The organism is Streptomyces sp. 147326 (genome assembly GCF_045000215.1).
Classification (GTDB): Bacteria; Actinomycetota; Actinomycetes; order Streptomycetales; family Streptomycetaceae; genus Streptomyces.
Genome location: NZ_CP134201.1, coordinates 662,492 through 685,279 on the forward strand (window position 1 = coordinate 662,492; position 22,788 = coordinate 685,279).

General features: G+C 70.8%; 21 protein-coding genes and 1 pseudogene. 13 read left to right on the plus strand and 9 right to left on the minus strand.

Features of this window, described 5'->3' with window-relative positions:
- Positions 1 to 63 precede the first annotated feature (63 nt).
- The 5 genes from RIU97_RS03310 to RIU97_RS03330 all read left to right on the plus strand — a co-directional run bounded on the left by RIU97_RS03310 (position 64) and on the right by RIU97_RS03330 (position 4,257).
- Complete coding sequence (locus tag RIU97_RS03310; RefSeq protein ID WP_404953224.1) at positions 64 to 831, plus strand: response regulator; 768 nt, start codon at positions 64 to 66, stop codon at positions 829 to 831.
- A 165-nt stretch (positions 832 to 996) separates the two neighbouring features.
- Positions 997 to 1,365 carry a cupin domain-containing protein gene (locus tag RIU97_RS03315; protein ID WP_404953226.1) on the plus strand — a complete coding sequence of 123 codons (369 nt, stop codon included), beginning with the start codon at positions 997 to 999 and terminating at the stop codon, positions 1,363 to 1,365.
- Positions 1,362 to 1,685, plus strand: coding sequence for a hypothetical protein (locus RIU97_RS03320; RefSeq protein ID WP_404953227.1), 324 nt, complete (start codon positions 1,362 to 1,364; stop codon positions 1,683 to 1,685). Before RIU97_RS03315 ends, RIU97_RS03320 begins: the two co-directional genes overlap by 4 nt.
- Positions 1,682 to 3,085: an FAD-binding oxidoreductase gene (locus tag RIU97_RS03325; protein WP_404953228.1), complete on the plus strand. Its 1,404-nt coding sequence runs from the start codon at positions 1,682 to 1,684 to the stop codon at positions 3,083 to 3,085. Before RIU97_RS03320 ends, RIU97_RS03325 begins: the two co-directional genes overlap by 4 nt.
- 116 nt (positions 3,086 to 3,201) lie before the next feature.
- On the plus strand, positions 3,202 to 4,257 hold the full coding sequence (locus tag RIU97_RS03330; protein ID WP_404953229.1) for a polysaccharide lyase beta-sandwich domain-containing protein: 1,056 nt from the start codon (positions 3,202 to 3,204) through the stop codon (positions 4,255 to 4,257).
- 84 nt (positions 4,258 to 4,341) lie between these two features.
- Here RIU97_RS03330 and RIU97_RS03335 read toward each other — a convergent pair whose 3' ends face one another.
- The 3 genes from RIU97_RS03335 to RIU97_RS03345 form a co-directional block, all read right to left on the minus strand.
- On the minus strand, positions 4,342 to 7,353 hold the full coding sequence (locus RIU97_RS03335) for an AAA family ATPase (protein ID WP_404953230.1): 3,012 nt from the start codon (positions 7,351 to 7,353) through the stop codon (positions 4,342 to 4,344).
- A 1-nt stretch (position 7,354) separates the two neighbouring features.
- A complete protein-coding gene (locus tag RIU97_RS03340) occupies positions 7,355 to 8,539 on the minus strand; it encodes an exonuclease SbcCD subunit D (RefSeq protein WP_404953231.1) in 1,185 nt (394 codons plus the stop codon).
- Between the two features lie 130 nt (positions 8,540 to 8,669).
- Positions 8,670 to 10,373 carry a PKD domain-containing protein gene (locus RIU97_RS03345; protein ID WP_404953233.1) on the minus strand — a complete coding sequence of 568 codons (1,704 nt, stop codon included), beginning with the start codon at positions 10,371 to 10,373 and terminating at the stop codon, positions 8,670 to 8,672.
- Between the two features lie 328 nt (positions 10,374 to 10,701).
- Between RIU97_RS03345 and RIU97_RS03350 the strand changes: the two genes are divergently transcribed.
- Positions 10,702 to 11,301 carry an MBL fold metallo-hydrolase gene (locus tag RIU97_RS03350; RefSeq protein ID WP_404953234.1) on the plus strand — a complete coding sequence of 200 codons (600 nt, stop codon included), beginning with the start codon at positions 10,702 to 10,704 and terminating at the stop codon, positions 11,299 to 11,301.
- Between the two features lie 13 nt (positions 11,302 to 11,314).
- Here RIU97_RS03350 and RIU97_RS03355 read toward each other — a convergent pair whose 3' ends face one another.
- Positions 11,315 to 12,202 carry a LysR family transcriptional regulator gene (locus RIU97_RS03355; RefSeq protein ID WP_404953235.1) on the minus strand — a complete coding sequence of 296 codons (888 nt, stop codon included), beginning with the start codon at positions 12,200 to 12,202 and terminating at the stop codon, positions 11,315 to 11,317.
- A gap of 84 nt (positions 12,203 to 12,286) precedes the next feature.
- On the opposite strand from RIU97_RS03355, the gene RIU97_RS03360 reads away from it, so the two are divergent.
- Complete coding sequence (locus RIU97_RS03360; protein WP_404953236.1) at positions 12,287 to 13,267, plus strand: threonine/serine dehydratase; 981 nt, start codon at positions 12,287 to 12,289, stop codon at positions 13,265 to 13,267.
- A 69-nt stretch (positions 13,268 to 13,336) separates the two neighbouring features.
- Here the strand turns inward: RIU97_RS03360 and RIU97_RS03365 are convergent, their stop codons facing one another.
- Positions 13,337 to 13,561, minus strand: coding sequence for an RNA polymerase subunit sigma-70 (locus RIU97_RS03365; RefSeq protein WP_404953237.1), 225 nt, complete (start codon positions 13,559 to 13,561; stop codon positions 13,337 to 13,339).
- Positions 13,562 to 13,727: 166 nt separating this feature from the next.
- On the opposite strand from RIU97_RS03365, the gene RIU97_RS03370 reads away from it, so the two are divergent.
- Positions 13,728 to 14,243 (plus strand): hypothetical protein, encoded by a 516-nt coding sequence (locus RIU97_RS03370; RefSeq protein ID WP_404953238.1) that lies wholly within the window; start codon positions 13,728 to 13,730, stop codon positions 14,241 to 14,243.
- Positions 14,244 to 14,320: 77 nt separating this feature from the next.
- On the opposite strand, the gene RIU97_RS03375 is transcribed toward RIU97_RS03370, so the two are convergent.
- Positions 14,321 to 14,965, minus strand: a complete 645-nt coding sequence (locus RIU97_RS03375; RefSeq protein WP_404953239.1) for a dihydrofolate reductase family protein — start codon at positions 14,963 to 14,965, stop codon at positions 14,321 to 14,323.
- 580 nt (positions 14,966 to 15,545) lie between these two features.
- Between RIU97_RS03375 and RIU97_RS03380 the strand changes: the two genes are divergently transcribed.
- Positions 15,546 to 16,637 (plus strand): PP2C family protein-serine/threonine phosphatase, encoded by a 1,092-nt coding sequence (locus RIU97_RS03380; RefSeq protein ID WP_404953241.1) that lies wholly within the window; start codon positions 15,546 to 15,548, stop codon positions 16,635 to 16,637.
- Between the two features lie 388 nt (positions 16,638 to 17,025).
- Positions 17,026 to 17,247, plus strand: a complete 222-nt coding sequence (locus RIU97_RS03385; protein WP_404953242.1) for a hypothetical protein — start codon at positions 17,026 to 17,028, stop codon at positions 17,245 to 17,247.
- 678 nt (positions 17,248 to 17,925) lie between these two features.
- On the opposite strand, the gene RIU97_RS03390 is transcribed toward RIU97_RS03385, so the two are convergent.
- A complete protein-coding gene (locus RIU97_RS03390) occupies positions 17,926 to 18,933 on the minus strand; it encodes a hypothetical protein (protein ID WP_404953243.1) in 1,008 nt (335 codons plus the stop codon).
- 116 nt (positions 18,934 to 19,049) lie between these two features.
- Here RIU97_RS03390 and RIU97_RS03395 point away from each other — a divergent pair.
- From RIU97_RS03395 to RIU97_RS03405, 3 genes and pseudogenes are all read left to right on the plus strand, one after another.
- Positions 19,050 to 19,193: pseudogene (locus RIU97_RS03395) on the plus strand (RICIN domain-containing protein); the annotation flags it as partial.
- 163 nt (positions 19,194 to 19,356) lie between these two features.
- Complete coding sequence (locus RIU97_RS03400; RefSeq protein ID WP_404953244.1) at positions 19,357 to 19,536, plus strand: hypothetical protein; 180 nt, start codon at positions 19,357 to 19,359, stop codon at positions 19,534 to 19,536.
- Positions 19,537 to 19,538: 2 nt separating this feature from the next.
- Positions 19,539 to 19,997, plus strand: coding sequence for a hypothetical protein (locus RIU97_RS03405; RefSeq protein ID WP_404953245.1), 459 nt, complete (start codon positions 19,539 to 19,541; stop codon positions 19,995 to 19,997).
- 102 nt (positions 19,998 to 20,099) lie between these two features.
- Here the strand turns inward: RIU97_RS03405 and RIU97_RS03410 are convergent, their stop codons facing one another.
- Together RIU97_RS03410 and RIU97_RS03415 are read right to left on the minus strand one after the other, a co-directional pair.
- On the minus strand, positions 20,100 to 21,386 hold the full coding sequence (locus RIU97_RS03410) for a DUF2716 domain-containing protein (RefSeq protein WP_404953246.1): 1,287 nt from the start codon (positions 21,384 to 21,386) through the stop codon (positions 20,100 to 20,102).
- Positions 21,387 to 21,530: 144 nt separating this feature from the next.
- Positions 21,531 to 22,301, minus strand: coding sequence for an SMP-30/gluconolactonase/LRE family protein (locus RIU97_RS03415; RefSeq protein ID WP_404953247.1), 771 nt, complete (start codon positions 22,299 to 22,301; stop codon positions 21,531 to 21,533).
- Positions 22,302 to 22,788: the final 487 nt, after the last annotated feature.

The following is a 22,788-nucleotide window of genomic DNA, read 5'->3' on the forward strand; positions in this document are numbered from 1 at the left end:
CATTCTGGGTACCGGCCGGTCAGCGTGGACCGCCTTGCACGATCGAGTGGGGGGAAGGTACGAATGAACCAGAAAACAAACACCGCGAGATTACTCTGGCCACTTTCGTCACATGCTGATGCACGAAGAGAGAACGCGCCGCTTCTGACGGTGGACGATCTCCCCGTCGTCCGAAGAGTCCGCACCACGGTCACCGTCGTTCTCGCCGACGCCCAGCCCGCGATCCGCCACGGGGTCCGTTCCGTTCTCGAACGGTCGGGGGGCATATCGGTGGTCGGGGAGGCCGCCACGGCCGACGAGGTGATCGCGGAGACGTCCCGCTGCCGCCCCCGCGTCCTTGTACTGGACCCGCTGATGGACGAATCGGCCGGGTTACGGGTGATACCCGAGATCCTCCGATTATGGCCCGAAACCGGCATCCTCGTCTTCAGTGGCGCGGATGACGACAAAGCCATCACTTCCGCGCTCCAGGCCGGAGCCCGCGGCTATCTGTTCAAACGAGCCGACGCGGATCAGATCCTGCGCGGCATCCAGGCCGTCGCGGCCGGCGAGGCGATCATCGACAAATCGATCGCCGGCCGGCTCGGCGCCCTCATGCGCCCGACCAGCGGGCAGCAGTATTTCTATCCGTTCCCGCAGCTGACCAACCGGGAACGGGACGTGCTGGAACGCATCGCCGCGGGGAAGTCGAATTCCACGATCGCCCGTGAGCTCGTGCTCGCTTCGAAGACCGTCAGCAACCGGGTCTCCGTGATATTCGGCAAGCTGGGCGTCGCCGATCGCTCACAGGCCATCGTTCTGGCCCGGGACGCCGGTCTCGGGCACGGCTGATCCACCGGCCCCGGAATCTCCCGTACCGCCAATTCCCTTTCGACAAGGGAATGATTCCCCTGTCGAAAGGGAGTCACCGGCTTCTAGCCTGATCGACGTCGCGCACCGCCGGAATTGAAGGACGTCGATCGGAGTGGGACGTTGACCGACCATCAGCAAGCCGACGTGACCATTCGCCCCCGGGAGCCGGAAAACCTGGTCCGGGACCACGGGCTGGACCTCAGGCTGCTCCATCCGTGGCCCGGACTGGACACCCCTTTTCGCGGCGCCTGGTGCGTCCTGCGCCCGGGCGACGTGACGGACGCGCACGCGCACCACGAACGCGAGATCTTCATCGTCATGTCCGGCCGTGCCGAGGTGGTCTGCAAGGGCCGGCGGCACGCGCTGGCGGCCGGGGACCTCGCCGTCATGAGGGCCGGAGTGGAGCACCACATCGTCAACGAGCACGAGGAGGACTTCTCCTACTACGCGATCTGGTGGGGCCCGGACATGTCCGCCGAGTTCCTCGCCCGGCAACCGGACCCGGCCCTGTGATCAACTACGACGGGCGGAAGTTCCGCAAGCCGAAGGGCGACGTCCGGACCGTCGCCGTCTACCACCAGCAGGGAGACCTCGTCTGGGGAGAGGTCATCGGCGGCGAGGTGCGCCGCGGGTGGACCGTCGGCACCTGCGAGCCGGACGGCACCCTCTCCATGGGGTACACCATCGTCTTCGCGAGCGGCGAGGTGGTCTGCGGGCGCACGGTCAACACACCCGAGGTGGCCGAGGACGGCCGTCTGCGGCTGCGTGAGGTCTGGGAACGCTACGGCCCGCACGCCGCCACCGGCATCTCCTACATCGAGGAGGTCCAGTGAACACGAGCGCGGCCGGGGGCGCGGCGCACAGCGCCTCCGAGGCGGACTGGGGGCGGCTGGAGAAGGGCGTGGCGGGCCGCGTGCTGCGCCCCGGCGACCCCGGTTTCCGTGCGTCGAGCGCCCCCTTCAACCAGCGCTTCGCCGCGAACACGCCGAGCGGGGTCCTCTCCGCGGCGAACGACGCCGACGTGCGCCGCGCCGTCGAGTGGGCGCGCGAGACGGGCGTCGGCCTCGTCGCGCGCAGCGGCGGCCACAGCTACGCGGGCTACTCGGCCGGCACCGGCCTGGTCCTCGATCTCAGCGCGCTGCACACCGTGTCCGCCGACGGTTCCACCGGGCTGGTCACGGCTGCGGGCGGGGCGCGGATGTCCGACGTCCGCGCCGCGGTCCAGCCCCACGAGATGGCCTTCGCGCTGGGCAACGGAGCTTCGGTGGGCATCGCCGGCCTCACCCTCGGCGGGGGCTCCTCGTCCACCTCCCGCAAGCTCGGGCTGACCGCGGACGCGCTCGTCCGGACCACGCTCCTGACCGCCGACGGGCAGTTGCTGACCTGCGACGCCCAGGAGAACCCCGACCTGTACTGGGCCTGCCGCGGCGGTGGCGGCGGCAACTTCGGCATCAACCTGTCCTTCACCTTCCGGGCCGTCCCGGTCTCCGACGTGTCCACCTGCCTGCTGCTGTGGGACGGGCCGGACGCCCCCGAGGTCTTCACGGTGATGCAGGAGATCGCACGGAAGGCACCGGACGAGTTCTCGCTCAGGCTCGGCGTGAGCGCCGCCGGCGGACCGCAGACCACGGTGTCGGCCGTCGGTCTGCACCTCGGCCCCGCGAGCGAGCTGCGCGAGCTCCTCGCGCCGGCGCTCGCGCTGACCCGCCCGGTGCGCACGGACATCGCCGACCGCTCGTTCTGGGAGGCGCAGGACTACCTGCTGCACGAGACCTCCGCCGGGGCCTTCGCGGTACGGACGCACTTCGCCACCGAGCCGCTGCCCGCCGAGGCCGTCGCCACCGTCCTCGCGTGGCTCCAGCGCAGGCCGGGCAGTTCCAATCCCGACGGCTGCGGTCTGGCTCTCTACACGTGGGGCGGCGCGATCAACCGGGTGGGCCCGGCCGACACCGCGTTCGTCCACCGGGACGCGCTGTGCCTGGTCAGCATGGACACCTCCTGGTCCGGGCACGACAGCGCGGCGACCGTGGAGGCCAACCTCCGCTGGCTGGCGGGGCTGCGGGAGGCGGTGGCGCCGTACGTGACGGAGACGGCGTACCAGAACTTCATCGACCCGGACCTGCCGGACTGGCGCACGGCGTACTACGGCGCCAACTATCCGCGGCTCGTCGAGATCAAGAGACGGGTGGACCCGGACGGCTTCTTCACGTTCGGGCAGGCCGTCGGATCCTGAGAGGTGACCGGAGCGACCGATCGGTCAAGACGGTCCGCTCCTCCGCGCTTCTTGAGCGCCATTTCGCACGCGTGCTGGAAACGGTCGACAGGGCATCCCCCAGCTCTGGAGGCTCCATGTCCGTTCCATGGTCCCGCCGTTCCTTCCTCCGCCTCTCCGGCAACGCCGCCCTGGTGACCGGAATCCCCTCGGCCTTCACCCTCTCGACGGCCGGTGCCGCCTCCGCCGCGGGCGACGGGTTCGACCAACTCCGCGACAGGTGGCGCGAGATGCTGCTGGGCGGCGGATTCGACCCCGCCGCCGCGCCGTTCGCCGGGAAGCTGGCCCTGCTGGGCAGCCAGGCCGCCGAGCAGCGCGCGGCCATGGCGGCCGCCGCCGGATCGCTCTGGCCCGACCTGCCCCTGGCCCTCTCCGCCTCGATCACCGCCAGCTACGCCCGGCTGGGGACCATGGCCCAGGCGTACGCGCAGCCCGGTACGGGTCCGACCGGCGACGGCGGGCTGGCCGCCGACATCATGGCCGGTCTCGACCACCTCCACCAGCAGGTCTACAACCCGGCGAAGAGCCCGTTCGGCAACTGGTGGGACTTCCAGATCGGTTCACCACGACTGCTGCTGGACATCTGCACGCTCCTGCACGGGCAGCTCTCCCCCGCGCAGCTCGCCGGTCACCTCGCGGCCGTCGACCGCTTCGTCCACGACATCAACACCGTGGGCACCACCGACCCGGTCACCCGCCGCTATCTGACCCTCTGGTTCGACCACGGGGTGGACCCGGTCGATGCCGCCTGCTCCTACGTCCTGATGCCGGGTGCCACCACGGCCGCCACCGTCCTCGCCAACGACAACGCCCAGCAGGGTGTCGGGGTCGCCCCGCTGGGCGTCACCGCGGTGAACTTCCGGTTCGCGGGGACGGTCGGGGCCCTCACCGCCGACGGCCCCGCGTGTGTCCTCGTACGGGAGCACGGCGACGGCCGGGCCACGCTGTGCGTCTCCGATCCGATGCGGATGCGGACCGCTCTCACGGTGACGTGGCACCGGGCGGTGACGTCCGTGCTGTCCGGGCCGGCCGCGCTGACCTCCGCCACCACCGGCTCGGCCCTCACCCTCGTCTTCGGGGACCTCACCGGTCTGGCCGGGGCCACCCAGCGGACCGAGGTCGCGCTGGGCTGAGCCCCGGGTCAGCCCAGCGCGAGGGAGCGGAGCGGCCGTGAGTCCGGTCCGCCCGGGTCGGCCGGTCCAGGACCGGCCAGGGCGTCATTGTGCCGCTTCGGTCTTCTGGACGAGGGTCGAGCCGGTGGTGGTCTTGCGGACGTGGAGACGGTGGGTGATGCGTCGGCGGAGTTCGGGGACGTGGCTGATGACGCCGACCGTGCGGTCGTGCGCACGCAGGTCGTCCAGGACGTCGAGGACCTTGTGGAGCGTGTCCTCGTCGAGGGTGCCGAAGCCTTCGTCGATGAAGAGGGTGTCGAGGGCCCGGCCGCCTGATTCGGCGGTGACGACGTCGGCCAGACCGAGGGCGAGCGAGAGGGAGGCGAAGAAGGATTCGCCGCCGGAAAGGGTGTCGGTGTCGCGGTCCTTCCCCGTCCAGGCGTCGGTGATCTTCAGGCCGAGGCCGGAGCGGGCGCCGTGCGAGGCCCGGTCGTCGGAGTGGACGAGGGTGTAGCGGTGCTCCGACATGCGGGTGAGGCGGGTGTTGGCGGCGGCCACGACTTCTTCGAGGCGGGCGGCCAGGACGTAGGCCTCGAGCTGCATGCGGAGCTGGTTGCTGGGCGAGGTGCCGTTGACCAGGCCATGGAGGTGGTCGACGGTCCGGTAGGCGTGTTCGAGCGGTTCGAGGGTCTTGATGTGGGTCGCGAGCCGGGCGAGGAGGCCGGCGAGCGCGCGGGTGCGTTCGGCGGTGTGCGCGGCTTCGGCGGCGGCCCGGGTGTGACGGCTGGTGGCGGCGTCGAGTTGCGCGGTGGCTTCCTCGAGGTCGGCGGGTGGCATGCCTGCGGCCGCGGCGAGCTCGGGCTCTTGAAGGCGTGCCGTGGCGACCGCCCGTCGTTCGCGCCACTGGTTGATCTCTTCTTCCAGCGCGCGGATCTCCTCGTCGGAGCGCAGCGCTCGTGCGGCGGCGTCGAGGGAGTCGAAGCCGGCCGAGCGGGCGGCTTGTTCCGCTTGCCCGGTCACCTGCCCGTGTTCCGCGGCCGTGCGGAAGGCGGCGACGGCGTGTTCGGCTGCGGTGGTGAGGCGATCGGCTGCCTGTGTGAGGTGCGTGATGCGCAGCGGGAGGTTGGGGGCACCGGCGCGGGCGGTGGCGAGCTTCTGGTCGAGTTCCTGGACTTGGGTGGCGAGGAGGTCGTAGCCGGCGTCGGCGGCGGCGATTCTGGTGGCTGCGGTGGTTCGGGCACCGTCGGTCTGGATGTGCTGCTGCTCCAGGGAGTGGAGTTCCTCGGTTGCCGGGCCGGCGTCGGCCGCGGCGTCGAGAGCTGCTGCCAGACGGGTTCCGAGCGCGGTGTGTTCGCTGGTGAGGTCGGCCAGGGCGGTGTCTCCGCCCGCCTCGCCCCGGGCGGCGGCCGCCTGCTCGAGGAGCTGCTGCAGTGCGTCCTGGAGGGTCCGCTGGGTGTCCTGGGCTTGCGTGTGGCGGGTTTCGGCGGCCCTTTCGTCGGCGGCCGTGGGCTGGTCGGGGTGCGGGGCGGCCGGGTTCGGATGGACGGGGGAGCCGCAGACCGCGCAGGGTTCGCCGTCGGCGAGTTGGAGGGCGAGTTCGGCGGCCATTCCGTCCGTGCGCCTGCGCCGGATGTCGATGTGTTCCTGGGCGGCCTTGCTCGCCGCGGTCTGTGCCGCGAAGAGTGCCTGCTCGGCCTTGCCGATCCGTTCGACGTGGGCATCTCGGCGTTTCGCCGCGTCCATACGGGTGGCGAGCAGGGTCATTGCGGTGGAATGTTCACGGCTGGCTTCCTCGGCGGCGCGGGCTGCTTCGAGGCGGGCGCGGAGCTCCGTACGGCGCTGGGGCGCGTCGTTGAGCCAGGTTTCGGCGTCGCGCAGGTCCTGGGCGAATTCCTGGCGTTCGTCATCCAGTTTCCGCAAGTCCGTCCTGTGCTGCTGCAGGGCCGCCTCGTCGGGCAGGAGCGCGCGGAGTGCGCCGATGTCGGCGCGCAGGTGCTGTCCGGCGCGGGTGAGCTCGGCGGCGTCGAGTGTCGCCTGCTCGGGGTCCAGGAGGGTACGGGCGTGGCGTTCTTCTTCCTGCGCACGGACGCTCCGATCTGCGGCGGCGGTCGCGGCCTTCAGCAGCGGGGCGACCTTCTGCCCTTGCAGGGCGTCTTGTCGCTGCCGGCCGAGGTCGGCCTGCCGATCCGTCTGTTCGTCCAGCGTCGCGAGCTGGTGGCGCGCTTGGCGGTGTGCCTCCTGGTGGGAGGCGAGGTCGCGTACGGCGCGTTCGCTGTCCCGGAAGGCGGCCAGTTCCGTTTCCGCTCGAACGGCGGCGGTGGCCGCGTCGCGCTCGTGAGCGGCTGCCTTGGCGTGCAGGGCGGTGGCCCAGGCAACGGCGGGACCGGTGAGGGTGGCGGGGTCGGAGGCGAGAGGGGCGCCCTGTTCGGGTTCGAGGTCGTCCCCGGCTTGCTGCTGGATGCGTTCGGTCAGGCGCATGACGGCCGTGCGGGCCTCATCGCGCTGTGTGGCGAGGGTGTTCTTCCGCCCTGCCAGCCAGGTCTCGACGGATCCGAACCGGTGGGTGTGGAAGAGCTTGCCGAGCAGCTCCTTGCGGTCGGAGGCGCCTGCGCGCAGGAACTTGGTGAACTCGTTCTGCGGCAGGAGGACGACCTGGCAGAACTGCTGCCGGCTCATGCCCAGCAGTTCCTTGATCTCGTCCGCGGCTTCCCTGTGGGACCTGCTCAGCGCTTCCCAGCGGCCTTGTCCGAAGGGGTCCGTGGTCCACTCGCTGAGGTGGGTCTCGGCCGCCTGCTGGGTGGTTCCCTCCCCGCGGACCTTCGGCTTCGGCTGGGCGGGGACACGTCGGATCCGCAGGCGCTTTCCGGCGAGGGTGACTTCGAGTGCCACCTCGGTCAGCAGGTCTGCGGGCGCGTGGTCGCTCCGCAGCTTCAGTTTGCGGTCGGTGGGTGGCTCTCCGTAGAGGGCGACGCAGATCGCCGCGAAGACGGTGGTCTTGCCGGCTCCGGTGTCGCCGTGGAGCAGGAACAGTCCGTCACGGGTCAGGGCGTCGAAATCGACGGTGTGGGTGCCGGCGAAGGGGCCGAACGCCTGCAGGTGCAGGGTGTGCAGGCGCATGTCAGACGGCTTCCTTCTTCTGGGCGCTGATGCGGGAGTCGTCGATCGCCTCCTGCAGGAGGGCGCGTTCGTCCTCGGTGGGCTCGGTGCCCCGCACGGCGGCGATGAAGTCGTGGGTGATGTCGAGGTCGCCGCGGCCGCGCAGCCGCTCGCTGTACGTGGGGGTGGTGGTGGCCTGGGCGGGGATGGCGGCGGGGATGTGTTCGAGCTGCAGGGTGTGGGGGAAGCGCTGCTTGAGGCGCGCCATCGGTTCGTAGGGGCGGGCGGTGTCGGTGAGCGTGACGTGCAGCCAGCACTCGGTCAGGGGCTCGTGGGCCGGGTCGGTGAGCAGGTCCTGCAATCGGCCCGTCAGACGTGCCAGGGGAAGCCGCAGGTCCGGGGGCAGCGCCGAGCGGGTGACGGTGGGCGCCGTGCCTGCGGGCAGGTCGACCAGTGTCAGCGACTTGGTGTGCCCGGTTTCGGAGAAGGAGTAGGCCAGCGGGGAGCCGCTGTAGTGCGCCGTGTCGGTGACGCGTTGGGGGCGGTGAAGGTGTCCGAGGGCGGCGTAGTCGATGCCGGCGAAGACGGAGGCCCCGGCGTGCGCGATGCCGCCGACGCTGATGTTGCGTTCGCTGTCGGTTTCACTGGCGGGGGCGCCGGCGCCGGTGATGAAGGCGTGGGCGAGAACGACGGAGCGGGTGCCTTCGGGGCGGGTGGCGAGGTCGGCGCGGACGCGGTCCAGGGCGGCGGTGAGTACGGCCTGGTGGGAGGCTGCCTCGGCGTCCAGGTGGGTGCGTACGAGGGTGGGTTCGAGGTAGGGCACTGCGTAGACGGCGACCGGGCCGCCGGCGTCCTCGAGCAGGACGGGGGTGCCGATGTCGGCCGGGTCGGTCCGCAGGTGGACCCGGGCCCGGGCCAGCAAGCCGGCGCCGACGCCCAGGCGGTGGGCGGAGTCGTGGTTCCCGCTGATCATGATGGTGGGTATGTCCAGGTCCGCCAGCTGGTGCAGGGCGTGGCTGAACAGGCGCACCGCGTCCAGGCTGGGAATGGCCCGGTCGTAGACGTCACCCGCGACCAGCAGAGCGTCCACCTGCTCGGTGCGGGCGGTGTCGCAGATGTGGTCGAGGACTTTGCGCTGGGCGTCGATCAGGTCTTCTCCGTGGAACCGGCGGCCCAGGTGCCAGTCCGAAGTGTGCAGGAACCTCATGGGCACAGACCGTAACCGGGGCCATAGGGGTCACGGACGGCTTTTCGACAGTTGGACGCCTCGGCCGGTTGCAGGAGCCGGCGGACCGGCCGGGGGGTGGCCCGCTCGCGCACGCCACCCCCCGGGTGGATCACTTCGACTGGTAGACGCCGAAGACGTCGAGCACCAGATCGGCGTCCTGATAGCCCTGGTTCCAGAAGGTGATGACGCCGTGGTCGCCGTCGCTCGCCTGCACCAGGTTCGGGACGGTCGTACCGGCCGTCCAGTTCAGGGTGGAGGAGCCTGGGCGCGGCCCGGCGGGCGCGGCGGGTCCGCCCTCCGCCGGCAGCGCGTACGGGCTCGGGGCCACCGAGAGGTATCCGGTGCCGCCGGTCTCGGTGACGGTGGTGTTCAGCACGTAGGCCTCGACACCCGTCGCGTCGCCGGGTGTGAACCCCTGTGTGATGTACTCCCGGGCCCGGAACCTGCCGCCGGGCCAGCCGTACGCCTCCTCGCGGGTGTCGAGCGTCCGGAACGGGGTGAAGGGCAGGAAGGCGGCCTTGCTGTCCTTGCTGTAGTAGCCGACGACGTCGACCACCACGTGGGCCGGCATCCAGGACCCGTTGAAGACCTTGATCGTCCCGTCCGCGGCCACCGGCACGATCACCGCGTTGGCCACCGTCTGACCGGGCACGAAGTTCAGGTTCGACGCCGTCGGGACCGGCCCCTCGCCGGAGTAGGCGGTCAGGTGGCCCGGCCCCCCGGGTTCGGTCACCGTGACGTTGAGCGCCACGGCCGTGATGCCCTGGGGCACGCCCTGCAGGCCGCCGATCCGGGTCGCGAACGCCGTGCGCGCGGGGAGCCGGCCCCGGGACGCGCCGAGACCCTCACGGGTGTCCACGAACCGGGCGGGCGTCATCGAGGTGTAGCCGCCGGCCGAGGCCCGGGTGAAGTAGCCGGTGACGTCGGCGATCAGGTCGACCGGCTCCGGGCCGCCGTTGTAGAGCTCCACGTACCCGTCCTCGCCGACCGGCACGATCACCAGGTTCGGAACGGACCGGCCGGCCGTGTAGTTCAGGTTCGAGGTCCCCGGGCGCTCGTAGCCCGCGCCGGGCCACGCGGTCACGTACCCGCTCTCGACGGTCTCCGTGACCGTGACGTTGAGGGCGACCGCGGTGACCCCCGCCGGGACGGCGGCGTTGCCGGCCACCTTCACCCGTGCGGAACCCAGTCCGGCGACCTTGACCGCGGGCGCGCCGGTGCCGTTGCGGGTGTCCAGGAGCCGGGTCGGAGTGTGCGGGGTGAAGTCGGAGCCGGGGGTGAGGAAGGCACCCCCGTTGGCGGCCTGGACGGCGTTGGCGGTGTCGGTCACCGTCACCTTCACCTGGTACTCGCCGGACTTGTCGTACGTGTGCGAGTGGTGCAGCTCGGCGTTGCCCTGGGCGGTGACCGTGTCGGTCTTCCCGTCGCCCCAGTCGATGACGACGCCGAGCGCGAAGTCGGCGCTCGTGATCAGGGCGGTGAGCTCGATCCCGTGCGCGGTGTAGCTGGTGCCGCTGACGTCCACCGCGAGAGCCGGGTTGGCCCCCGCGTCGGCCGCCTCCACCGCGGCCTGCGCGGTCTGCGCGGTCTGCGCGGTCTGCGGTGCGGCGGTCTTGGCGTTCGCCTTGCCGTTCGCCGTGGCGGCGCCGGGCAGGGTGGTGCGGATCGTGCGGTCGGCCGGGCTGTGGAAGCCCTCGGAGGTGGATGCCTTGGCTATCGCCTCGGCCACACCGGCCGCGACGGGTACGGGATCCGCGGCCTGCGCGGTGCCCGGGATGATGCCGAGACCGGCTGCCACGAGGGCAGCGGTCATTACGAGTCGGTGGTTGCGCACCGGCCCCCCAGTTGTGGTGATGAGCGAAGAGGGGCCAACGTATGGAGGGTTCCGGCCAGGGGTCACGAGGTTCTGGCACGATTCACTCCATAGGGGCCAAGGCTTTACCGGCTGTGCGGTTTGTGATCGACGGGAGGCCGCCGAGGCCCCGCCGCCTGACGGCCCGGGAACGCTTCAGTCCCGACAACTGTCCCGACCGTAAAAGGCAGTTCATTCGGGGAGTCGCGAATCGTGGGCTGCCCGGCCTGTCTTCGCGGCGACCGGTGATGCGTTGCCGGACGCTTGTTCCGGACGTAGCGTCAGGTGCATGCGTCTCACCAAATACACCCATTCCTGCATTCGGTTGGAGCGAGAGGACCTCGGAGTCCTGGTGATCGATCCGGGCATCTGGAGCGAGCCTCGGGCACTGCGGGGCGCGGACGCGGTGGTGGTGACCCACGAGCACGTCGACCACATCGACGTTCTGCGACTGGCCGGCCTCGGCGTTCCCGTGTACGTCCCCAAGGGGGCGGTCCTGCCCGGCCTCGACACCATCGAGGTGAGCGCGGGGGAACATTTCACCGCGGCCGGGTACCGGATCACGGCGCACGGCGGCAGGCACGCGCGCATCTACGGAAACCTGCCGGACTGCGTGAACCTCGGGTACGTGGTCGAGGACAGCCTCTACCATCCCGGGGACTCCCTCCACGTGCCCGACGTTCCGGTGGAGACCCTGCTGGTGCCGTTGCAGGCGTCCTGGATGCGAACGGGCGAGGCCATCGATTTCGTGCGCGCAGTCCGGCCGGAGCGGGCAATCGGCATCCACGACGCGCAAATCAACGAGCGTGGCCTGGCCAGCGTGAACGGATGGCTGGAGGAGGAGGCACAGACCGAATACCGCTGGCTGTCGCCGTGTTCCCAGCTGTAGCCACCGGGAGGGTTCAGTGCGGAGAAGGTGTCGTCGCGGCGGCCTGCGTGAGGTGTTCCAGCAGCGCCGCAGTGGCCGGCGGGTCGGGTGCTTCTCCGTGCACGGCAGCGTTGATCAACCGTTGCTGATCGGGTAGGCGTACCAGCCTTACCGAAGGGTTGCGTTGGCCGGTCAGGGCCAGGGCCGGCAGCGTGGTGACTCCCAGCCCGGCCGCGACGAGTGCCTGTACTGCTACGTAGTCGTCGGTGGTGAAGGCGATGTCAGGCGTGAAACCGGTAGCGGCGCAGGATCGCACCAGGTGGTTCCGGCACCGCTCGCACCCCGCGATCCACCGACGCGTGGCGTGGTCGGCGAGAGTGTCGCCGGGCAGGCTGGTCGGGGTGACGAGGTAGATCGACTCTGTGAGCAGCGGCGTTCGGCGTAGCCCGTCGTCGGCCGGTGGTGCGTCCGGGTAGGTGAACAGCAGCGCCACATCGACCTCGCCCGATCGCAGCAGCCGTGCTGCATCGGGCGGTTCGGCCTCGGTCAGGCGCAACTCGACATCAGGGTGGGCGGCGGTGAACGCGGCCGCGGCCCGCGGGACGAACGTACCCAGGGCGGAGGGGAACGCGGCCAGGCGGACCCGGCCCGCACGCAGCCCCGTGTGCGCGGCAAGCTCGGCCTCTGCCGCGTCGAGGCGGCCGAGGATCTCCTCGGCGCGCTCAGCCAGCATCCGGCCCGCGTCGGTCAGGCGAATGCCGCGGCCCACCCGCTGGACGAGCTTGCTGCCGGTCTCGGCCTCCAACCGGGCCAGGTGGTGACTGACCGAGGGTTGGGCATAGCTCAGTTCCCGGGCCGCGGCGGTGACCGAACCGTATCTGGCAACTGCGGCAAGCACCCGCAGACGAGTGACGTCGAGCATGCCATGGAAAGTATCAATCCCATTGATGAGTCTCAACGAAGAATGGCATTGGACCTATGGGACGGTCCGGCCCACGATGGCGGCATGGAACACGAACTCACCTTTGCCGAAGTCCTGGCCGCACGGGACCTCCTGATCGGGCATCTGCCCGTCACGCCGATGTGGTCCTACCCGGCGCTCGATGCGGTGACCGGCGCAACCGTCCATGTCAAGCATGAGAACGTGCAGCCGGTTGGGGCTTTCAAGGTGCGCGGCGGACTCACGTTGCTCGCCACCATGGCCCCCGTGCAGCGAGCCCGTGGGCTCATGACCTACTCCACAGGCAACCATGCGCTGTCGCTGGCCTACGCATGTGCCGTGTTCGGGGCACCCTGCTCGGTTGTGATGCCGGTAACGGCCAGCGTGGAGAAGGTGCGTGCCGTTCGCGCGCTCGGCGCCACGGCGGTTCTGCACGGCGAGGACATGGCCTCGGCACAGGAGCGGGCCGAGCAGTTGGCGGCGCAGGACGGTCAGCACCTGGTCAGCCCTGGCGACACCCCGGCCCTGCTGGCCGGGGTCGGCACCACGTACCTGGAGGTCTTGGAGGCTCGGCCCGACCTCGACGCCATAGTGGTACCTGTCGGCAGCGGCACCGGGGCCGCCGCGGCCTGCCTCGTCGCCGCGAAGCTCGCACCGGCATGCCGGGTCGTCGCGGTGCAGTCCTCCGCCGCACCCGCGGCACATGATTCATGGCGGGGTGGCGCCTGCGTGCGGCGTCCGAACCGGACCGCTGTCGAGGGCTTGGCCACGGGACGTGGGTTCACGCTGCCGCAGCAGCTCATGCGTGCGGGCCTCGCCGACTTTCGCCTGGTGTCCGACGCGCAGATCTTCGAAGCCCAGCGGCTGCTGGCCAGTCATGCACACACCCTTGCCGAAGGTGCCGGCGCGGCCGCGCTGGCAGCCGTACTGGCTGATCCTGACGGCTTTGCCGGACAGCGCATCGCCGTGGTGTGCACCGGAGGCAACGCCTCTGCTGCCGAGATCGCCACGCTGGGCAGCCGTGCCGAACCTGAGCTCGAACCCTGACCGTGCCGGTCGTGTGCCGCCGCTGCGCACACCGATGGACAGGTCATGGTGGTCATGCTGGTGCTCTCCTCACAGGCGGCGGCTGACGCCGGAGGCGATCTGAGAGACGCGCGGCATGGAAATACCGAGGGTGTCGGCCACCTCGGCCAGGGAGTGAGTGGCCCGCAGCTCGACGACGGCGGCCTGTCTGGTCGCGCGGAGTTCGGCCTGGAGACCGGGGACGGCGTCGAGGACGGCGGCCACCGCGCGGTCACGGTCGGCGGGGTCTGGGATGGCCGCGAGGTTCGCGATCACCGAGCGGATCGCGTCGACGGCTCCGGCCGAGGCGGCCCGTTACCGACGTCGCCGCGCAGGATGCGGAGACGGACGTGCCTCGGCTCCGAGCAACGTCTTCCGCAGCCTCAGCGGTCCGCACCGAAATTCCGGCGACGGCGACGTGACCTGCGCCTACTGTGCCTCTGTGACGCTCACTGATGCCGAGATAGGCAGCCTGCTCATGCCCGCCGGATTCCGATTGATCGAGCGGGTCCAGGGAGAGGTTCAGCTGCCACCGCTGCCGCCGCACCACTCACCCGCGAGTGCCCGGCCCGAGCACGGACGCTTCGACTCCCATCCGCACGAGGTAGCCGATGTGACTGCCTCGGAGATGGCCGACATGGTCAACTCAAGCTGGTACCGGATGGCCAGGGACTACGGGCTCTTGGACCACGACCGCGAGTTTCTCCTCGCGACAACCCTGGAGGCCATCGGGGGCGATCCGGAGGATGAGCCCTACCTGCTCTGGTTCCGGATCCGGCTGCTCGATGCCTGGGACCTGGTGAGGAGCGAGGTGTCTCTTTTGAGGAGTGGGTTCGCGAGGGTCTTCACCGACCGCTTTGTTCCAGAGTTCACCGTGGCCTCGCTGGACGGCCGGATGATGATGAACACCACCGTCTGGGGCAATGGCACCGTCAGCACGATCGTCATCCGACCGTAGCCCTAGTTGGCCCTCGTTAGCCCTCGTTAGCCCTCGTTGCGCAGTCCACGCCTGATCACCCCAGGCGCGGGGTGGCCTCAGCCGGCGCTCCCGGTACCGCGATCGGGCGCGCTCATGTCCCCCGTCGCGGGAATGCCGTCGGCGAGCCCGTAGCGCAGGTACACGGTTCCCTTCGGGCTTGGTGCCGGGGGTGCGAGGAGCGTGAAGTTGGCGGGCACCGCGCCATCGTCGAACACCTTCTTCCCGACGCCGAGCACGATCGGGTGCACCCAGAGGTCGAGACGGTCGAAGAGCTTCTCGCGCAGGAGGGTCTGCACGAGGTTCAGGCTCCCGACGACCTTCACGTGCTCGTGCCGGTCACGGATCTCACGCACCGCGTCTGCGAGGTCCGGGCCGAGCTGCGTGGACCCGGCCCACGAAAGGTCCGGCGTGCCGCGAGAGGCCACGTACTTCGGGACGCTGTTGAAGAGCGTGGCGAACTCACCGTCCTCGCCGCCCTCCTGGTGAGGCCAGTAGGCGGCGAAGATGTCGTACGTCCGCCGGCCGAGCAGGAGGGCGTCGGTGCCCTCGTACGCGGCATCGACCTGCGCCCCGGCGACCTCGTCCAGCAGGGGCGCCTGCCAGCCGCCGAACGGGAACCCCGCCGGGTCCTCGTCGGGGCCGCCGGGCGCCTGCCCGACGAGGTCGAGGGTCGCGAACAGCTCGATTTCGATGAGGCCCATGGCTTACTCCCGATGAGTCGGTTGTCTCCGTCAAGAGATAGACCTGCGGGTGCCCGCAGACTCATCGCCGCGACGGACCCCGGTTTCATCCGGTCGGAGGGTTAGACCGTCCGGCCGAAGGAGGCGGCGAGCCGGTCGAGGGCCGGTGCGCCGTTGGATGCGGGCTGGGACGGGCCGAGCGCTCCGCTCTGGGCCCGGATCGCGTCGGGGTAGCTCCTCCCGTACCAGCCCTGGAGGGCGGCCTGGACGGCGTCGGGGTCGCCGCTTCGGTCCTGGCCGGTGACGCCGGCCGGGTCCCAGCGTGCGGGACGGCCTCCAAGAGGTGGAGACCGGCGATCCGGGCCGCGCGCGGGGTGAGCCAGGCCGTACTGGTCAAGGGGACGTAGAGCAGCCGCTCCCCCTCAGAGTGCCTCCTACTTGCGGACAGTTTTGGTCCGCAATCGAGGCGGGTTCAGCGAGGTGTGCCCCCGGTCCGGCGGCACCCCTGGGGCGCGCTCACCGACTGGGGAGCGGGAGGGACAGGCAGCCGACTCTGTTCGTCAGAGCGCTATGCCCTCATTGCGCAGATAGTCTGGGAAGTGTGATCGAGTCCGGACGGCCGCGGCTCCGTCGGCGATACGGCCGGGGGAGGCTTGTACGGCTGTCGCCGGTCATCCTGACCATCGTGATCGCCAGCTTGGCCTACGGCACTCCGCGGGAAATGGCCTTCAGCCGCCTCCTGCCCGCGGCGCCGGCCCTGGCCGCCGCCATGTGGCCGGTCCTCCCCACCGTCCTGCTCGGGACGGTCTGCCTCTTCCTGATGATCGGCCTCGGCTTCCTCTTCCCCGATCTGGGAACGTGGTGGACGGCCGCGGGGATCGTCGCGGTCACCGTGGCCGCCGCGTACGGAAGCCATGTCCGGCTCCAGCGGGAGCGCACCCTCATCCAGGTACGACTCGTCGCCGACGCGGCGCAGCAGGTGGTGCTGAGCCCTATGCCACGCCGCATCGGGAACGTCGAGATCGAGTCGCTGTACCTCGCGGCCGCGGCGGAGGCCCGGATCGGCGGGGACTTCTACGAGGTGGTCGACACGCCGTTCGGGGTCAGGCTGCTCATCGGTGACGTGCGGGGCAAGGGCCTGCCGGCAGTGGGAGCCGCCGCGGCGATCGTCAACGCCTTCCGGGAGGCGGCCTTCGGCGAGACCGACATGATCAACATCGCGCGCAGGCTGGACGCCAGCAGTATGCGTTACAACGCCGCCTTTCCACCCGAGGGGCCGATGGAGCGCTTCGCCACCGCCCTTCTCGTCCAGATCCCGCACGAGGGGAAACGCATCGACATCCTCAACTGCGGACATCCCCCGCCGCTGCTCCTGAACCGCGGGAGACTCCACGTCCTCGAGTCGGCCACCCCCTCGCCACTGCTCAGCCTCGCGGAGCTGATCGGCGATCGGTACACGGTCGACACCTTCGATTTCACCCCCGGCGACCTGCTGCTCCTCTATACCGACGGGATCGCCGAGGCCCGCGCCCGCGACGGCGAGTTCTTCCCGCTCGCGGCTTGGATGCGTCGACAGCCCCCGACACCGCCCCGCGAACTGCTCACGGCTCTTCACCGCGACCTCCTCCGCTACAGCAGGGGACGCCTGGACGACGACATCGCCGCCCTCGCCGTACGCCTGTGTGACCCCTGAGCCGAGTTGCGACGCCCTGTGGCCAACAACGCGCTCGGGGCGCCATGAGCACCCCCGGATGGGCAGTACCACTGCGCGCGGCGCCCGTTCGACTGCTCCCTACGGACGAACCAGGCACGGTCGCAACGATCGATCTACCTTCACCCAAGGCAGCCAAACGGCTACTTTGTGTAGCCGTACATCGCTGCCGTACCGCCTCGTCACTCACTCGGCCATGCAGGGTTCGCCACGAGCGTCGCGCGGAAATCGCAAGGAGACCATGTCACCGGCGAGAGCACGCAGTCCGACGACGACCAAAACCTGTGGCGGGCCGTCTCCGCTGGAGGAGGCGGGCAAGCCCTTGCCGGAAGGGGCCGCCAACGAGCAGACCGAGTCGTGACAGCAGAACGTGAAGGCGGCAGCTGACCCCCTCGAAGAGGCCCGAAAGTGGACCCGCGAGAGCACGAAGACCCCGGCGCTGGTCAACGACATCGGCGCCCTGTGCACTCCCGCCCCCCGTCAGCGGCAGCCGCAGCTCTGGCGGACGGCGACGACACCGGACGGCGAACAGGTCACCAGCCGGGGCACCGTTTGCCTGGACGACTTCGCGGCCAGGACCGCCTTCGAATAGCAGGGCTGGCCCGGCTCCGCCCAAGCCGCCGGCGCCGCCCGCTATGAAGGACGTCGCCAGCCAAGGCGAGACCCTCCCCGGTAACGGCGCCACCGCGTCGGCAACTACGTACCCGTACCGTGCATCGACTCCGGCACCCTGCGGCTCAGGGACAGCGGCGGGCGGCTGCTGCGCCGACGGTGCGAGGCGGGCATGTGCGCGCGGCCTGGACCGGGACCGGCGCGCGGTCGAGCGGCTGGCGTACGAACTCGGGGTCATCGGGAAGCCGGAGTACGAGGCGTCCCCCGACCTGGTCGCCGCCGGCGAGCAGCTGCCCGGCGGCCCTGTCCTCGACGGCGAACTCGTTGGCCGCCGAAGCAGGCCGGTGTCCGTGCCGCCAGGGTTGGGGTGCTGCGGCCGCGGGAGGCGGCCCTGCGCTGCAACGCCTCAGATCAAAGAGATAGAGGCCGAGCTGCGCAATGAATGAGCAGGCCCGCGGCACGCTCGCCGAGCACACCCCGAACACGACCGTAATCCGGGCACGCTCGGACAGCCGGAAGGCGGAAGGCGGAAGGCGGAAGGCGGAAGGCGGAAGGCGGCGGATCATGAGCAGCACGGGGGAAGTCATGCCGGGCCGAAGGGCCGAGGCTTCATTGCGAAGCCTTACGAGGTAACGGGGGGGGTGGGGCGCAAGGCGGCCTACTGGACGCTCCACCGGGGCGGGTGGGCGGGGTCGGCCGGGCAGCCGAAGACGTTCAGTTCGCCCCAGCGCCCGACGGTGACCTTCGTCGGCGTGCCCTCCATGAGTTCTCTGGCGGACGGCCCGTCCTCGAGCGGGATCCAGCTGTACGTGCCGCCGTCCCACTCGGAGCTGTCGACGGTGAGGACGAGCGCCATGGCCTGTCCGCAGGAGGCGCAGTCCATCGGGTACGGGTCGGTCACGTGCCAGGACGCGAAGCCGCCGATCCTCCAGCCCGGGGGGATGGAGAGCTCGTACTGGTAGCAGGGGCGGGCACCGCCCTGTAGCCCTGGCTGACGCTCCCAGCCTGTGATGGCGGCCTCCAGTTCGCTCGGAAGCAGGCCCCCGTACTGGTACGTGGTCACTTGCTCGGGATGGAGTACGCAGGGCTCGGGCACGTATCCGTCGTATCCGACCACCTCCGGCTCGGGCTGCCGGGTGATCGGATCCGTCACCTCGTGCGAGCGCTGCCAGCGCAGGTCCACGTGCATTCCGTAGCCGGTCTCACCGTGGCGGTCGAAGGGACACCAGAACAGCTGGAGGAGGTCGCAGCCGTCCGGCCCGGCCGGAAGATCGGGGATGTCCCTGCGATGGAACTGGGCCACGCCGAGCAGGGGGATCGGCTCGGTGTCCTCCAGTCCCGCCACCTCGTATTCGTCCTGGAGCGCGCGCAGCAGCTCCTGCTTCTCCTCGCCGGCCGGCCTGCCGCCACCGCGCAGCCAGAACTCGCCGAGGAAACGCTCGAGCCGGATGTCCTGCGGGCGCCGACCCCGGTCACGCGGGTGGGGATGCGTGCACACCGGCCACGGTGCGTCCGCGGGCCAGAGCAGCGGCCCGCCCACATGGCTGTCCGTCACGGCCGGCTCGCCCGGCCGCGGATGGAGCCGGGTGGTCGTGCCGCGATGAGCGGCCAGAGCGGGAAAGAGGACTTCCGGGGCGAACGGACGCGGTGGTGTGGTGCGGGCCATGACCACGACCCTACGGGCCGACCGCCCAAGCCGGCCCCGATGCTGCTGGCGGCGGTCACCGGGCTGCTGGCCGGCCCTGTCTTGACGGGTTCGCCCGCGTATGCGGCGGCACCAACCAGCAGTGGTACCGGAACGGGAACGAGATCCGTAACCGGGTGAACGGAAAGTGCCTCGACATCCTGGCCGGCCGGCCTGACATCGGCCAGCTCCTGGTGAGCTGGAGCTGCAACGGCGCGCGGAGCCAGAGCTGGGACTTCTGAACGCCTGCCCGGCCGGGCACATCGCGTGCCGGGCCGGGCAGGGCCACGACGCCGGAGCCATCGCCGCCGCCACAGCCGACAGCGCCCTCTGCCCGATCACCCGTCCGCCGCTCCGTGTGCAGTTGCCATGCATATGATCAGCACCCGACGGGGGAGATGTGACATGGCAGCAGATTTCGACCAGCAGTGGGACCGTGAGCGCGCGGGCCGTGCGGACCAGCAGGTGGGCTTGCGGTTGAACAGCGGGCCGCTCGTGCCGTTCGCGCCCGCCGGGTCCAAGGAGGCCGTCGCCGACGACGACCGCCGAGACCTCGTGCGCACGGACACCGGGGCGGGGGTCTGACGATGGGCCGCCTCTGGGACAAGTGGACCGGCACCAAGTACCCCGCCGGCGGGGTCAGCCCCCTGCCCACCATGGAGCTCCGGGAAGCGCTGCTCGCGCTCAACGGCCGAAACGTACCGTTCACCGTGCGCCATGCCTTCCCCAAGGAGAAGGCCGACCTGGTGGCGGAGTGCAAGATCCCGACGGCGAAGCTGACGCTCATGACCCGCATGCGCCTGGTGCCGGCGAAGCACGAGGTGCTCGTCCTGGAGGAGCGGTGGGAGCCGTCGCACGATTCCGGTCAGCAGTACGGCCGTGGGGGCTTCAAGGTGTACCGGCAGTGGGAGTTCCAGCGTGGTGCCGACGGCCGTCGGCACAAGGTCGAGACGTTGCGCTTCGACACGCGGGACGTGAGGGAGCCCCTGCGCACCATGGTCCTCAACGCGGGATGGACCTGGCGCGGAGTGCTGTTCCGGTACTGACCGGCCGGTCCGGCCGTGTCAGAGCCCCTGTCCAGGGACGCGCTGCAACATCGTTCCCGGACTGCTGTGGTGATCGTGTCCGGCCGCGGAGCCGGGTCGCGCTCAGTGGCGGTGCCTGACCGGTTCTCCGAGCAGGTCGGTCAGCTCGGCCCCGACGGCTGCGAGCAGCGAGGTTCCCCAGACGGTCAGGGTCTGCTCCCAAGGGTGTCCGAAGGTACCCAGGCGCAGGTCATGGGTGAGGTGGAGGTAGTAGTCGCCGTTGGGACAGGTGCCTTCGCCGGGCCGGGGCGGCCGTCCGGGGAGGTCGGTGCGGCGGGGGTCGTAGCGGTAGCCGTTGTGCTGCCAGTCCAGCCAGTACACGAACTCCCCGGGCTTGGTGGCGGCGAGGAGTCCGCGGCGGACGATCGCGTCGACCTCCGCGGGGAGGTCCGGGACCAGCCGGTGGTGGGAGTGCAGGTTCCAGACGGCTGACGGAGAGGGGTCTGTGATAGCGGGCCGGTAGGTGGTGCTCGGCTTGAAGTCGAAGTCCGCGTAGAAGCGGTCCCACAGCGGACCGTCGTCGTGGAGCCAGTCGAGGAACTGTGCCGGGCGGGTGGTCTCGGGGGTGCCCGGCGGGCGCCAGTGGTAGGAGCGGACGGTGGTGGCCTCGGTGAAGCCGGCTTCCAGGAGCCGCGCGCGCAGAGGCCCGTCGGCCTCGGCGAGGAGTGCCGTGCCCCGCCAGCGCCTGCGCCATTCGTCCGTGCAGGCTCTGACGAAATCCGCCTCGTCGCGGGTCAGACCGCCCACGACGGCGAAGGGGCAGCCCTCTTCGGGGTGCATCCAGGCGACGGCGACGACGAGGCCGTCCTCCAACAGGACCTCGATGGACACGTCACCGTCATCCGAGGCACCGTCCGCGATCATCTCCGCGTAGGGCACGGCGTGGGGGCCCGGGGACCCGACGGCGACCTTCCACGCCCGCTCGGCCTGCTCCCGGACGGAATACAGGTTGTGCACCCCCTGCCGGGGCGGCTGCGCAGCGCGCTCGGGCACCTCGGAGGGCAGGGAGCCGCGTTCCTCGGCGCGCAGGGGGCCGGCGATCAGCACGGAACGCTCCCAGCCCCCGGTGAAGCCCGCCGCCGTCAGCGCCGGACCCAGGTCCGGCGAGTCGTGCCCGTACACCTTCCACTCCCCCGGCTCACCGCGCTCCGCGAAGGCCTCCTGCTGGCAGCGCACCAGCCGGGCGATGTCCGTCCCGGGCACGAGGGGGGCGTGCTCGGCCGTGCCATGCGTCCCGTAGTGCCGGCGCACGACCGGCCCGTCGGCCTCGACCACCAACCCGACCGGATGCCACACAGGCAGCCGGCCGCGCAGCCTGTTCCACTCCGCCCACCGCTCGCACACATCCATGGGCGGAGCCTAGACGGGCTGAGAGACGCCCCAGCGAGGGGCACGGCGCGCCGGGTGGAGCTGCACCGGGCTGCCGTGGCGGCCGGTAGGGGCCGGTAGGGGCCGGTAGGGGCCGGTAGGGGCCTCAGCCTAAGAGGGCTTGCGTCACTCCGCCGGGGCTGCGTGTGGGGTCCGGGCGACCGGGGGGAGAGCCAGGCCGGTGGGGGTGTTGAGGCCGGTGGAGTTCAAGGTGCTCTGGGTCCCGTTGGGACGGACGCGCAGGACACGGTTGTTGAAGGCGTCGGCCACGTAGAGGGTGCCGCGGTGGTCGACGGCGAGGCCGAGCGGGCTGCTCAAGCCAGTCGTGGGGACGGTGGTCTGAGTGCCGGTGCCGGCGGCGATCTTCACCACGCGGTTGTTGCCGCTGTCGGAGATGAAAAGGTCTCCTGTGGTGCTCAGGGCCAGTCCGGTGGGCTGCGAGAGGCCGGTGGTCGGGACGGTGGTCTGGCCGCCGCCGTCCGCGGACACCTTCACCACGCGGTCGTTGACGAAGTCGGAGATGTAGAGGTCCCCGTCGGGTTCCAGGGCCAGACCCCAGGGGTGCAGCAGTCCGGTGGTGGGGACGGTGGTCTGGCCGGTGCCGTCGGCGGGAACCTTCACCACGCGGTCGTTGAAGCTGTCGGCGATGTAGAGGTCGCCGACGGGGTCGACGGCCAGGCCCAGGGGACGCGAGAGGCCGTCGGTGGGGACGGTGGTCTGGCCGCCCCCGTCCGGGAGCAGCCGCACCACACGGTTGTTGCCGGTGTCGGAGACGTAGAGGCTGCCCGTACGGTCCCAGGCCAGGCCCGTCGGGCGTACCAGGCCGTCCAGGGGGACGGTGGTCTGGCCGCCGCCGTTGGGCAGCGTGACCACGCGGTCGTTGCCGTAGTCGGACACGAACAGCGGGCGAGGACGTGTGCGGGCGCGCGTCGTGGGGCTGGGTGACGCCCACCGCTCGCGCGGGCAGCGCGCACAGAAGCAGCAGTCCCGTGATGGCGGCGAGGCGGCGGGGCAGCGGTCGGCGGATCCGGCGGGCGGGTGCTGGGGGCTCTTGTCCGTGCGGGTCGGCCGGGACGCGTTCCACGATGAGCCACCTCTTCCGCAATGGCCGGCCGTAGTTCGTGCCGGCTCGGTTCCGTCGACCCTAGGCGGCGGCTGCGAGCCGGTCCGGAGCCACGCCATCGGTGGCGGCGCGGGCCACTCCAATGCGCTGCCGCCTCACGGGCGACCACGCCCGGCGGCCCCGCCGTGATCGCCGGCTCGGGTGATCGGGTTCGGTGGCGCCGGGTGGCATGAGTACGCGTACTCATGTCTCCGCTCGGGGCAGCCGCGAGAGTGGGGGGAGGAGGATCAAGCAGGCGGGGTGGGGTGGCGTGGGGTGGGC